The 12,090-nt window shown below is 66.2% G+C and carries 13 protein-coding genes; 8 read left to right on the top strand and 5 right to left on the bottom strand.

All coding sequences use genetic code 11. The features are described from left to right. Window positions 1-444, bottom strand: a 444-nt coding sequence (locus N5D45_RS12120) for an EF-hand domain-containing protein (RefSeq protein WP_279939024.1), incomplete at its 3' end; no start/stop codon positions are given. A 99-nt stretch (window positions 445-543) separates the two neighbouring features. Further along, entirely contained in the window at window positions 544-1,188 is a 645-nt protein-coding gene (locus N5D45_RS12115) for a DoxX family protein (RefSeq protein ID WP_010483443.1), read from the bottom strand. A 294-nt stretch (window positions 1,189-1,482) separates the two neighbouring features. Between N5D45_RS12115 and N5D45_RS12110 the strand changes: the two genes are divergently transcribed. The 6 genes from N5D45_RS12110 (at window position 1,483) to N5D45_RS12085 (ending at window position 7,369) form a co-directional block, all read left to right on the top strand. Beyond that, the gene (locus N5D45_RS12110; RefSeq protein ID WP_010483441.1) at window positions 1,483-2,277 is read left to right on the top strand and encodes an alpha/beta hydrolase; all 795 of its coding nucleotides are present in this window, start codon (window positions 1,483-1,485) and stop codon (window positions 2,275-2,277) included. A gap of 3 nt (window positions 2,278-2,280) precedes the next feature. Further along, window positions 2,281-2,826, top strand: a complete 546-nt coding sequence (locus tag N5D45_RS12105) for a redoxin family protein (RefSeq protein ID WP_197657150.1) — start codon at window positions 2,281-2,283, stop codon at window positions 2,824-2,826. Between the two features lie 57 nt (window positions 2,827-2,883). Further along, complete coding sequence (locus N5D45_RS12100) at window positions 2,884-3,624, top strand: response regulator transcription factor (RefSeq protein WP_010483437.1); 741 nt, start codon at window positions 2,884-2,886, stop codon at window positions 3,622-3,624. Continuing rightward, window positions 3,621-4,934, top strand: a complete 1,314-nt coding sequence (locus N5D45_RS12095) for an ATP-binding protein (RefSeq protein WP_197657151.1) — start codon at window positions 3,621-3,623, stop codon at window positions 4,932-4,934. Before N5D45_RS12100 ends, N5D45_RS12095 begins: the two co-directional genes overlap by 4 nt. An 83-nt stretch (window positions 4,935-5,017) precedes the next feature. Further along, window positions 5,018-6,031 (top strand): hypothetical protein, encoded by a 1,014-nt coding sequence (locus N5D45_RS12090; RefSeq protein WP_197657152.1) that lies wholly within the window; start codon window positions 5,018-5,020, stop codon window positions 6,029-6,031. A 78-nt stretch (window positions 6,032-6,109) separates the two neighbouring features. Continuing rightward, window positions 6,110-7,369: an MFS transporter gene (locus N5D45_RS12085; protein WP_279939023.1), complete on the top strand. Its 1,260-nt coding sequence runs from the start codon at window positions 6,110-6,112 to the stop codon at window positions 7,367-7,369. 4 nt (window positions 7,370-7,373) lie between these two features. Here the strand turns inward: N5D45_RS12085 and N5D45_RS12080 are convergent, their stop codons facing one another. After that, window positions 7,374-8,321 carry a nucleoside hydrolase gene (locus N5D45_RS12080; RefSeq protein ID WP_197657154.1) on the bottom strand — a complete coding sequence of 316 codons (948 nt, stop codon included), beginning with the start codon at window positions 8,319-8,321 and terminating at the stop codon, window positions 7,374-7,376. Window positions 8,322-8,663: 342 nt separating this feature from the next. On the opposite strand from N5D45_RS12080, the gene N5D45_RS12075 reads away from it, so the two are divergent. Together N5D45_RS12075 and N5D45_RS12070 are read left to right on the top strand one after the other, a co-directional pair. Continuing rightward, window positions 8,664-9,059: an SMI1/KNR4 family protein gene (locus N5D45_RS12075; protein ID WP_134735523.1), complete on the top strand. Its 396-nt coding sequence runs from the start codon at window positions 8,664-8,666 to the stop codon at window positions 9,057-9,059. A gap of 444 nt (window positions 9,060-9,503) precedes the next feature. Further along, window positions 9,504-9,830, top strand: coding sequence for a hypothetical protein (locus tag N5D45_RS12070; RefSeq protein ID WP_197657155.1), 327 nt, complete (start codon window positions 9,504-9,506; stop codon window positions 9,828-9,830). 45 nt (window positions 9,831-9,875) lie between these two features. On the opposite strand, the gene N5D45_RS12065 is transcribed toward N5D45_RS12070, so the two are convergent. Both N5D45_RS12065 and N5D45_RS12060 read right to left on the bottom strand, forming a co-directional pair. After that, window positions 9,876-10,595, bottom strand: coding sequence for a GntR family transcriptional regulator (locus N5D45_RS12065; protein WP_049414197.1), 720 nt, complete (start codon window positions 10,593-10,595; stop codon window positions 9,876-9,878). 105 nt (window positions 10,596-10,700) lie between these two features. Next, window positions 10,701-12,068, bottom strand: coding sequence for an SLC13 family permease (locus N5D45_RS12060; RefSeq protein WP_057502678.1), 1,368 nt, complete (start codon window positions 12,066-12,068; stop codon window positions 10,701-10,703). Window positions 12,069-12,090 lie beyond the last annotated feature (22 nt).

The following is a 12,090-nucleotide window of genomic DNA, read 5'->3' as shown; positions in this document are numbered from 1 at the left end:
CATCGGTTTGCCGTTGGCGGTGTAGACACTGCGCAGGTAGTCGTGCGCCTCCTGTTCGCTGATGTAGCCGTCGTGGTCGGTGTCGATGCGGTCGAATTCAGCGGCGCGCTTGGCCGCCACGGCGTTGAACTCGGCACGCGAGACTCGGCCGTCGTGGTCACGGTCGGTGCGGGCAAACGAAGCGTCGCCGCACTTGCCTTCGCCACACTGGCCTTCGGCCACCTTGGTCTTGGCGGCAGGCTTGCCAGTGGCGGCCTTGTTGGCGCCGCACTTGCCTTCACCGCACTTGCCTTCGGCGGCGGCGCTCATGGCCACGGCACCGATGGCCAGTGGCTGGATCGCGGCCGCCTGGCCGGCCAGCAGCAGGCCACCGGCCAGGGCGATGCCGATGGCGCCGATGCGCGGCAGACGGGAAGCAGCGGTGTTCTTGGTCGAGACGGACATGGTGATGACTCCTTGGATGGGCACGCAGGGCGTGCGGGATGGACGCCGCTTGAAGGCGACGGAAACGAAGGGAAGAAGCGCGGGAAGGGGTGAAGCGGATCAGGCGTTGCGGCGACGGCGCAGTCGGTAACCCAGCAGCAGGGCGCCGCCGAGTAGTGCGCCACCGAAACCGATACCGGGCAGCAGCGCGGCGACCGGCAGCAGCAGGGCGATCAGGCTCACGCCCCAGCCGAGGCCGTCGTTGCCCGCCGCGGCGCGCTGCGGGCCGGCCAGCAGGCGGTCCAGGCTGAGTGCACCGCCGCCGTTGAGGATCAGCGGCAGCAGCATGGCCAGGAACAGCAGCGGCAGCTTGAAGTTGCCGTAGCCCTGGTCGGTGATTGCGTAGCCCTGCCACAGCTCACCCAGGCTGTTCCATTGGTCCGGCCAGTGCACTGCAGCGATGGCGACAAGGGTCAGCACCCAGAAGATGTAGGCCACCGAGCGCGTGGCCAGGCCCAGCAGCAGCATCACCGCGCCCACCAGTTCCAGCCAGGTGGCCAGCTGCCAGTTGAGTGACGCAGGCAGGGTGGAGAACGGGAACGGGAAACGCCCTTCCAGGTCGGCGAACCAGTTCTGTCCGCCCAGCTTCTCGCGGCCCGATTCAAAGAACTCCCAGGCCAGCAGGGCGCGCAGCGCCAATGGCGAGAGCCAGCGGCCGACGGCGTCCAGGCGGGGTGTATACACGGAAGAAGCGGAGCTGATCATGGGAGTGTCCTGCGGGCCAGTGGTCGATGGAGGCCATTCCGAGCCACGCAGGTATCGGCAACGTGTGCTGTTGCCCGGGGTTTTGTCAGCGACTGTGGCTGTGTCAGGGGGTTCGTACAGTCAGATACAAAGACGCCGCGTCGGGCGTTCGCCGGGCCATGCCCAGCGGCCGAATGTATCCAACTGTAGAAATCCGCCGCCGCCCTACAGTCCGGTACAACTCTGCCTCGCAGCGAAACAGCGCCGATACACCCCCAGGCGGAAATGGCCACTCCCAACACCGGAGTGCCACCCATGATCCGCACCACCCTGCTCGCCGCTGCCCTCGCCCTTGCCGGCGTCGCGACGCCGGCATTCGCCGCCGAGGCCGATGCCGGCGCCGCGCCCACCGTCATCCTGGTCCACGGTGCCTTCGCCGATGGCTCCAGCTGGAACAAGGTCATCACCACCCTGCATGACTGGAAACTGCCTGCGGTGGCCGTGCAGAACCCGCTCACCTCGCTGGCCGACGATGTGGCCGCCACCCGTCGCGCGATTGCCGCCGCGCCGGGCAAGGTCGTGCTGGTCGGCCACAGCTGGGGCGGCACGGTCATCACCGAAGCGGGCAACGATCCCAAGGTGCAGGCGCTGGTGTACGTGGCCGCATTCGCACCGGATGCCGGGCAGTCATCGGCACAGCAGGGCGAGGGCTATCCGGTCGGCCCGGGCCTGACGCGCCTGCAGGAGAAGGACGGTTACCTGACCCTGCCAGCCGACGCCATCGCCCAGGACTTCGCACCGGATGTGATGAAGAAGACCGCTGCACTGTTGTACAGCACGCAGGTGCCATTGAAGGCCAGCGCGCTGGGTGAGTCCGTCACTGTGGCCGCGTGGCGCAGCAAGCCGAGCTGGTACGTGCTCAGCCGTGACGACCGCATGTTGTCGCCGCAACTGCAGGCGGCCACCGCAAAGCGCATTGGCGCGCAGCTGCAATCGATCGGCAGCAGCCATGTGTCGCTGCTCTCGCACCCGGCTCAGGTGGCTGACAGCATTCTGGAAGCCGCAGGCGTGAAGCCGGCCGAACTGCCGCTGGCCGAGCAGGGAGGCTGAACGATGGACGCGCTGCGTGTGTATGTACTGCCGTTGCTGCTGGGCCTGCTGGGTGGGGCGGCGCTGCTGATGGCCTTGCCCAGCCCGGAGGCCGGTGCGCATCCGGCGCAGGCCGCTCCTGCTGCCGGGTTCGATGGCGGCGGGCCCTGGCACAACAGCCCACCGCTCGCGTTGAATCAACTGCGTGGGCAGGTGGTGCTGGTCGAGTTCTGGACCTACGCCTGCAGCAACTGCCTCAACGTGGCACCGCATGTGCACCAGTGGCATGCACGTTACGCGCGGCAGGGGCTGCAGGTGATCGGCGTGCATACTCCGGAGTTCGCCTACGAAGGCCTGCCCGGCAATGTGCGCAAGGCCATCGCGCGGCTGGATATCACCTGGCCGGTGGTGCAGGACAACCAGTACCGGATCTGGAACGCCTGGGGCAACCGCTTCTGGCCGGCGCTTTACCTGGTCGACCGGCAGGGCAGGGTGGTCTACCGCCACTACGGTGAGGGCGACTACGCACGTACCGAGAGCGAGATCCAGCGCCTGCTGGCCAGCCCCTGAGCCGCGCTACCATGGCCGCGCCGCGCGGCCTTGACCTCCGTCTTCATCGAGAACGCAATGAACCACGTACCGCACATCCTTGTCGTCGACGATGACAGCGAGATCCGCCAGATGCTGGCCGACTACCTGCAGCGCAACGGCCTGCGCGTCAGCCAGGCCGATGGCGGCCGTGCGATGCGCGCGCTGATGGACACCCACGCGGTGGACCTGGTGGTGCTGGACGTGATGATGCCCGGCGAGGACGGGTTGAGCCTGTGCCGCAACCTGCGTGCCGGCAAGCATCGCGCGGTGCCGGTGGTGCTGCTGACCGCCCGCGACGACGAAACCGACCGCATCATCGGCCTTGAAATGGGCGCCGATGACTACGTGACCAAGCCGTTCTCCTCACGCGAACTGCTGGCGCGCATCAATGCGGTGATCCGGCGCACGCAGATGCTGCCGCCGAACCTGCAGGTGAGTGAAGCCGGCCGCCAGTTGGCCTTCGGCGACTGGCGCCTGGATACCACTGCCCGCCATCTGCTGGATGCGCAGGACACCGCCTATCCGCTCAGCGGTGCGGAATTCCGACTGCTGCGCGTGTTTCTCGACCACGCCAACCGTGTGCTCAGCCGCGACCAGCTGCTCAGCCTTACCCAGGGCCGTGATGCAGAACTGTTCGATCGTTCCATCGATCTCCTGGTCAGCCGCGTGCGCCAGCGCCTGGGCGATGACGCGCGTGAGCCCACCTACATCAAGACCGTGCGCAGCGAAGGCTACGTGTTCAGCGTGCCGGTGCAGCTGCTGGGGCCGGAGGAATGAACGCCCGCGCGCGCCGCCTGCCGTGGCCGCGCACGCTGTCGGCGCGCCTGCTGCTGGTGCTGCTGGGCGGTTTGATCCTGGCCCATGCGCTGTCCTTCGGCCTGTTGTTCTACGAACGCTACCAGTCCACCCGCAGCATGATGCTGCGCAACCTGGACGAGGATGCAGCAGTGAGCGTGGCCCTGCTGGAACACCTGCCGGCCGACCAGCGCCAGGCCTGGGTGCCGCGGTTGGAGCGGCGCACGTACCGTTACCTGTTGCGCCCGGCACAGGCCGGCCCGGCGTTGGAAACCGATCGTGCGCGCCAGGTCACCGCCATCATCGATGACAGTCTGGAACACCGCTATCCGCTGCAGGCGCGGCAGGTGGCACGGCTGCCGGAACGTTTTGAAGTGGAGCTGCGCCTGCACGACGGTTCACCGTTGACCATCGAAGTCACACCGTCGGGCCTGCCGCTGGCGCGCTGGCTGCCGGCCGTGCTGCTGGTGCAGCTGGCCCTGCTGCTGGTATGCGCCTGGCTGGCGGTGCGGCTGGCATTGCGCCCGCTGCGGCAGCTCTCGCACGCCGTCGAGCAACTGCAGCCTGGCAAGGACGCACCGATGCTGCCCGAAGACGGCCCCGCCGAAGTGGGCACGGCCGCAGCCGCGCTCAATGCACTGCAGGCGCGGATCCGTGGCCATGTCAGCGAGCGGCTGCAGATTCTGGCGGCCATCTCGCACGATCTGCAGACGCCGATCACGCGCATGAAGCTGCGCGTGGAAACCCTGCCCGAAGATGCCACCCAGCAGCGCCTGCTGGATGACCTGGACCACCTGGGGCAACTGGTGCGCGAAGGCGTGGCCTACGCGCGCAGCAGCCACGTGGCCAGTGGCGCGCCAGTGGCGATGGATCTTGGCGCGTTCCTGGCCAGCGTGGTGGGCGACTATGAAGACATGGGCAAGGCGGTCAGTGGTGGCGCACCCACAGGCCTGACCGCGCAGACCTGGCCGCAGCCGCTGCGGCGGGTGGTCGGCAACCTGGTCGACAACGCGTTGCGCTACGCCGGTAGTGCCGAGATCGAGGCGGGGCGCGATGCAGCAGGCCGGCCGTGGATCAGCGTGTCCGACCGCGGCCCCGGCATCCCGGAGGACCAGCTGCAGGCGGTGCTGGCACCGTTCCATCGGCTGGAAAGCTCACGCAACCGCGATACCGGCGGCACCGGGCTGGGTCTGGCCATCGCCGTGCAGCTGGCGCAGTCGCTGGGCGGCTCGCTGCGGCTGCACAACCGTGAGGGCGGTGGCCTGCGGGCCGAATTGCAGCTGCCGGGGTAACTGGCGGGGTCAATGCATCCACGCACCTGCATGGCCTCGGGATCGGCGATCATCTAGCGGGTGTCGAAACCAGGAAACACGCAATGCAGGGAACGCAGCATTCAATCCAGCGTGCGCGCCACGTCGCGCTGCTGGTCGGTCTACTCGTGCTGGCCGCATGTCAGCGCACACCGGATGCGCTGACCGGGACACCCGCAGGGGGCACATCGCTTGCCGCCCCGGCCACGGCAACAGACCTCTCTCCGCTCCTCGATGCCTTGCCGACCTGCGCGCTGGACGGCTGGCACATCGATCATCAGACTGGGCGTCCGGCCCATCCCTGGCTGGCCGAGGACGCGTCGACACCCTGCAAGGTGGATGAGGAAAACGAGATCGCCACGTTCTGCGTGCGGGGGCAATGGAAAGGATTGCCGGTGGAGGAGGTGATCCTTCCGACGATGACGTTCGTTTCATTTCGTGGTGCGAAGATCGGCCTGCCGCTGGAGAGGGCACGCTCGATTGTCCGCCATCAGTTCGGGCAGGATTTCCCGGGTGGTGCGGCCTACGAGGCGGGACGCGAGCCGAAATTGATGGCCGATCCCGAGGATGCACAGCGCTCGTGGCTGCTGTGCAGCACGCCGGAACCGGGAGACGGCCTGGGCGACCAGGCAGGCGTGAGCTATTCCGGCATGAACCTGCCCTACGACCACGACGGATGCAGCTATCGCTACAGCCCGATCGATTTCTGCGATGCGCAGCACGTGGCGCGCATCGAGGAAGCCCTCAGGAACGAAAAGCCCAACTTCAACCAGCACTACCTGCTGGTGCAGGTCGATGATCGCCCCGGGTTCTTCCAGCGCTCGGTGGTGCTGGTCGACACGCGCACCGGACGCGCCACGCCATTACCGATCGATGCCTTCACCGGGCCAGCGGAGAAGGGCGGAGACGCCATCCGCTACGGAACCCTGGAAACGGGCGTAGACCGGCAGCAGTTCTGCCTGGATGGTGCGTTGCTTGTCTATCGCGCGTTCGAGGAAGGGCGGTTCTGCTTTGGCTTTGACGGTGAGCGCTTCACCGGGCACGAGACGCAGTACATGCAGCCGATGGATGGCCGATGACCGGCATTTCACCCGGGTCGTGACACCCTGCCAGGAACCTGCACCCACGGGAACGAGGCTGTTGAAGGCGAACAAGCAATGACCGCGGCGCGGCAGCGCTCGATGTGGGTGGCCGGCCTGTCCACGGTGGTGGAGTGGTACGACTTCACCCTGTACCTGTACTTCGCCACGGTGTTGTCGCGGGTGTTCTTCGGTGGTGGCGAGCAGGCGCTGCTCGTCACGCTTGCCGGCTTCGCGGTGTCCTACCTGATGCGTCCACTGGGCGCGCTGTGCTTCGGCCACCTGGGCGACCGCCTGGGCCGGCGCTGGATGCTGCTGGCGTCGATGGCGTTGATGGCAGCGGCGATGCTGGCCACTGCACTGCTGCCGACAGCGGCCACGGCCGGTACGACGGCCGGCGTGCTGCTGCTGATCCTGCGCTGCGTGATGGCGTTTTCGGTGGGCGGTGAGTACACCGGGGTGGTGGCGTACCTGCTGGAAAGCGCACCGGCGCGCCGACGCGGCCTGGTGACCTCGTTGGCCTCGGCCGCCAGCGAAGTGGGCGCCCTGGTGGCTGTGGCGATCTCTGCACTTACCGTCGCGCTGCTGCCCACCGTGCAGCTGGACAGCTGGGGCTGGCGGATTCCGTTCTTCGTCGGCGCGGCGCTGGCACTGGTGATCCTGGTCGCACGCTCGGGCATGCACGAATCGCCGGAGTTCGAGCGCCAGCGGCGCGAGGGCAGCATTCCGGCTACACCGCTTCGCCACGTACTGCGCAACCATCCGCTAGCGGTGGCACGCACCTTCGCGATCTCGGCGCTGGGGTCGATCACTTACTACGTGGGCATCACCTATGTGCCTGCATTCCTGCACGCGCAGGGCCACAATGAGGGTGACGCACTGTGGCTGTCGACGATCGCGGCGGTGGCAGTGATCGCGATCACGCCCCTGTGTGGCGCATTGTCGGACCGCGTCGGACGACGGCCGGTGTTGTTGGGCCTGACCGTGCTGGCAGCGCTGCTGCCGCTGTCCCTGTTCGCGTGGATGGCGCAGGCGACGGCGCTGGGCATCACACTGGCCGCCGTGCTGCTGGCCTGCGTGGCCGGTGGTGTCAGTGCGGTCGCGGCCCCGGCCACGGCCGAGCAGTTCCCGGGCGAAGGCCGGGTCAGCGGGTTGGCACTGGGTGTGACCATGGCCACTGCGGTGTTCGGCGGCGCGACGCCGTGGCTGGCGCAATGGTGGGTGGAACGCAGCGGCTGGGCGGCGGCACCGGGCGCGATGATCGCGCTGGTGGCAGTGCTGGTGCTGCCGGTGCTGTGGACCCTGCCCGAGACCGTCCCAGGCAGGGCCAGACGCTAGCCGATCAGACCTTCAGGGTCTGCTCGATGTCGGCCAGTACCGCGGCCGCATCCACGCCGATGGCGACGGACTGCAGCACGTGGCCATCCCACACGCTGGGGCCGAAGCCCATGCCTTCCGGCTTCGGAATGGTCATGCCACGGGCAACGCCGTCGGTGGCCACGCGCACGCTGGCACGCTCGAACTGGAACAGCTCCGGACGGGTCAGGGCAATGCAGGCGCAGCAGTCGTGCACGACCATGCCCTTGTGGCCGGCCTGCAGGTAGAAGTCCACGTAGTCCTGCGACAGTGCACGGACCAGCTCGGCGTCGGCGCCGCCGAGTGCGGCCAGCTTATCCAGGCCATCACGGTCCATTTCCACACGGGTGGTCACGTCCAGGCCGATCGCGGTGACCGGCCAATCGGTGGTGAACACCACGTCGGCCGCTTCGGCGTCACCCCAGATGTTGGCCTCGGCGGCCGGGGTGATGTTGCCGTTGACGTGGAAGGCGCCGCCCATCAGCACCACGCCGCGCACCAGGCTGGCGATGTCCGGCGCCTGCTGCAGGGCCAGGGCCAGGTTGGTCATGCGGCCGACCGCGACCAGGGTCACCTCGCCCGGATGGGCGCGGACCAGGTCGATGATCAGCTGGTGGGCGGGGCGCGCGTCGGCGGTCACGTCCAGTTCGGCCGGCACCGGGTGGTTGCCCAGGCCGTTGTGGCCATGGATGTGCACCGGCCAGGCTTCCGGGGTGGCTTCCGGCTGCAGCGGGCCACCGGCACCGCGCGCGACCGGTGCGGCAAAGCCCCAGGCCTGCTTCAGGTACAGCGCGTTGTGCGTGGTCGATTCCACCGAGGCGTTGCCGAAGGTGGTGGTGACGCCGATCAGGTCGATCTGCGGGTGCTTGTGCAGGTACAGCAGCGCCAGGGCGTCGTCGACGCCCGGGTCGGTATCGAAAATGACTTTCAGCATGTTGTTGTTCTTCTTCTTCCGTGTAGTGCGGGGGGCGCCGGCGGCCCGGAGACAGGCCGGCGCGCCCTACATTGTCCCATCTTCATGACAGGCAGGGCGAACCGCGGCGTCGGTGGGGGCATATCATCGCCTTCAAGGTAGGGTGTCGACTCGAACCGTTTGAGAGCTGTCCTGCCAGACTCCGAACCATCTTCATCGATGACGAGCCAGTGCCACTTTGCATTGCCGACACCTACTATGCAGAGAACGGCAGCAGTTCCGTATTTGAAGAGCGCACCTGGCTCATTGGCAGGAGGTGACTCCTTGGTGGAAACAATTGCAGAGAGTTTCAGGAAAATAGCGATGAAATATCAACTAACAGAAGGACAGCTCAATGGTCCAGCTCAACTTTCGGCCATTGATAGCCTGCCAGAAGACTTGAGAACGGCACTCCCTAAGAGCTACCTTGAATTCCTTAAGATTCACGACGGCGGCGAAGGATTCATTGGCGATAACTACATAATTTTTTGGAGGGCAGAAGAGCTGGTTGATTTCAATCGTGAATATGAAGTCGAGACGGATGCGCCCGGTGTATTTTTGTTCGGCTCCAGCGGGGGAGGAGAAGCGTATGGATTCGACATGTGGGATGTCGCTATGCCGGTAGTAATGATTCCTTTTATAGGCATGGATCGTCAATACGCCATCGTGGTAGCGGCCGACCTTCCGGATTTATTTGCGCAATTGGCAGAGCGAGAATGATTGGCCTGGATAAGCACGCACGCCCTAAAGGCATGGAGCTGTTCGAGCTTAGACCCGTTATCGTTGGTGGTGATCCGGTCAGCCCTGAGAACAAAGCCTGGTTGACGAGAGAGCAGCATTTTGAGGCTGTGCGCTACTGGAATAGGATTGTCAGAAGTCTGCGTGATGGGCCGAAGTAGCTGGAGATAGAACGGTGTAGAAGGAGTAGGTCAGGAGCGGCCAGCTGCTATATCAGACATCTTGAATTGCTAAGCGAACCGGAGGATGTCCGGCTCGCGCAAGATGGTTTGTAGAATTCCTGCAGGTCTGACTAAAATGCTTGGTCAACATTTATCGATAGCCTCGCAGAGTATTTATTCGAGCGGAAATCCGATGGAAAAGCCGCGCTGCAACCAATGGATCAGTCGCGGTAGGTATGCCCCCCCCTGCTCAAGGAGCTGCGCCATGCTGGTGGTAACCCTGGTCTTGGTCGCCCTGGTATTGGGCTTGAACCTCGTCGCCACCTTCGTGGTGCTGGGGCGCGAAGAGGTGTCGGCGGGCGGCCGGACGGTGCAGCTGCTGCTGGTATGGCTGCTGCCGCTGGTCGGCGCCATCCTGTGCCTGGCAGTGGCCACGGCCGATGGCTCCGGCAGCCGGGGGGATGGCGGCGGAAGCCATGACACCTCCGTTGGCTATGCCAGTGACAACCACAGCCATCACAGCTACAGCAGCTCCGACTGCAGCAGCGACGGTGGCAGCGGTGACGGCGGCAGCTGCGGTGGTGGCGATTGACGAGATGTTCCAGGATGCCGGCCGCTGGCCGACACCCTCATCCGCTCAACCGCCGCCTTCGGTCGGCAACGGCGCCGGCACGTTCAACAGCCCGCCCGCTGCCACATAGGCGGCCAGGGCCTGGCCCTGGCTGAGCAGATGGCGTTCCATGGTGCGTTCGGCAGCCTGCGCGTCGCGGCGGCGGAAGCACTCCATCAACTCGCGGTGTTCGGCCAGCGACTGCGCGGTGCGGCCTGGAGTCAGCAGCTGGCGGCCGCGATGCATCTTCAGGATGCGGTGCAGGTCGTGGGTGATGCGGATCAGCCACGGATTGCCCGCGTAATGCTGCACGGTTTCGTGGATCAGGTAGTTGTTGCGGTAGTACTCGGCAATGTTGCCCTCGGCCGCCGCGGTTTCCATCGCTGCATGCAGGTCTTCCAGCTGCTGCACGCCGGCATCATCGATGTGCCTGACCGCCTCGTGTGCGCAACGGCCTTCCAGCATGGCCATTACCGGGAACAGCTGGTTGAGGTCTTCCAGCGTCAACCGGGTGACCCGGCTGCCACGACCTGCGTCGATCTGTACCAGGCCTTCGGCGGCCAGCAGCTTCAAGGCCTCGCGCAGCGGCGTGCGGCTGATGCCCAGTTCTTCGCACAGCGCGGGCTCGTCGATCCACTCGCCCGGCGGCAGCCGGTAGTCGTAGATGCGCTCGCGCACGTGGTCGGCCACCTCTTCATACAGAGGCGCGCGCTTCTTCGGTGATCGCGGGGCAGGGGCAATGGCCATGGAGGAAGTGTACCGCCAGGTAGTGCCGGCCGCTGGCCGGCAACCCGTGATCGCTGGATGGCTTCATGAGATTGCCGTCCAGCGGCCGGCACTACCGCTGGGTGGTTACATCCAGCCGGGCACCACGAACACCAGCCAGGCCAGCAGCGGCCCCAGCGCGACCACCAGCCCGCTGTAGACCAGGAAGCGGCGGAACAGGGTCTCGCGTTCTTCCTTCGCGGCCGAGGCCACCACCAGTGCGCCATTGGTCGAGAACGGGCTGACATCGACGATGGTGGACGACACCGCCAGCGCGCAGATCACGCCGGCGGCGCTGAGGTGGCCCTGCAGCAGGAACGGCACCGCCAGCGGAATCGTGGCGCCCAGTACCGCCGCCGAGGAAGCGAATGCGGAGACGATGCCGCCGACGTAGCAGACCAGCAGCGCGCCCAGCAGCGGAATGCCGATGTCGGACACGCCGTTGCCGATGAAGTCCACCGCGCCGGCATGTTCCAGCACGCCGATGTAGGTCACCACGCCGCAGATCAGCAGCACGGTGGACCAGCTGATGCCATCGACCGCACCCTTCTGGCTTTGTGGCGACAACAGCGCCAGCGCCACCGCCACGGTGATCGAGACCAGGCCGACGTTGAGGTTGTAGATCAACGCGGCCACGCCCAGGCCGAGCAGGCCGATCAGGGTGAACAACCGCTCGCGGGTCAGGCCCACCGCGTCCAGTGCCGCCGGATCATTGCTGAGCGTGCCGCCGCCTGCTGCGACCAGCGCGCCATGGCCTTCGATCGCGAACTGGCGCGACGACGCCTGCGGGCCACCGGCCATCGCCAGTTCGGCAGTGCTGATCGTTCCTGCTGCGGTGATCGAGCCACGCCGCAGCAGGGCGACGCCACCGAAAGCGAAGAAGCAGATCGTGGCCATCATGAAGTTGAAGCCCAGGCTGGTCAGGAACACCGCCATCTCGGTCACTTCCAGCCCGGCCTTCTGCACAACGCCGTTGGTGATGCTGCCGTACACGCTGATGGGCGAGAAGCCGCCGGCCTGCGCACCGTGGATGACCAGCAGGCCCATCATCAGCGGGTTGATGTTGTATTGCTTGGCAAAGCGCAGCGCGACCGGCCCGATGATCGCCACCGCGGCGGGGCCGAGTGCGCCGAAGGCGGTGAGGACCGCGGTGATGACGAACATCACCCACGGAATGGCCACGATATGGCCGCGTACCGCTTTCACCGCCCAGTGCACCAGCAGGTCGATGGTACCGTTCTTCTGCGCGATGGCGAACAGGTAGGTGATGCCAACCAGGGTCAGGAACAGATCGCCGGGAAAGCCGGCCAGGACCTCCTTGCCGCCCATGTCGACCCACAGCCCACCGATGATGAAGGCCAGCGCGAAGGCAACGGCGCCCATGTTGATCGGCATCGCCGTGGCGACGATGAACATGATCACCAGACCGATGATCGTTGCGATTTGTGGACTCATGCGCCCTCCCAGACACGTGACT

This window comes from Stenotrophomonas sp. GD03819, assembly GCF_029841665.1.
Taxonomy (GTDB): domain Bacteria; phylum Pseudomonadota; class Gammaproteobacteria; order Xanthomonadales; family Xanthomonadaceae; genus Stenotrophomonas; species Stenotrophomonas geniculata.
Note: the sequence above shows the minus strand (reverse complement) of the source record. Positions and strands in the feature narration are given on the sequence as shown.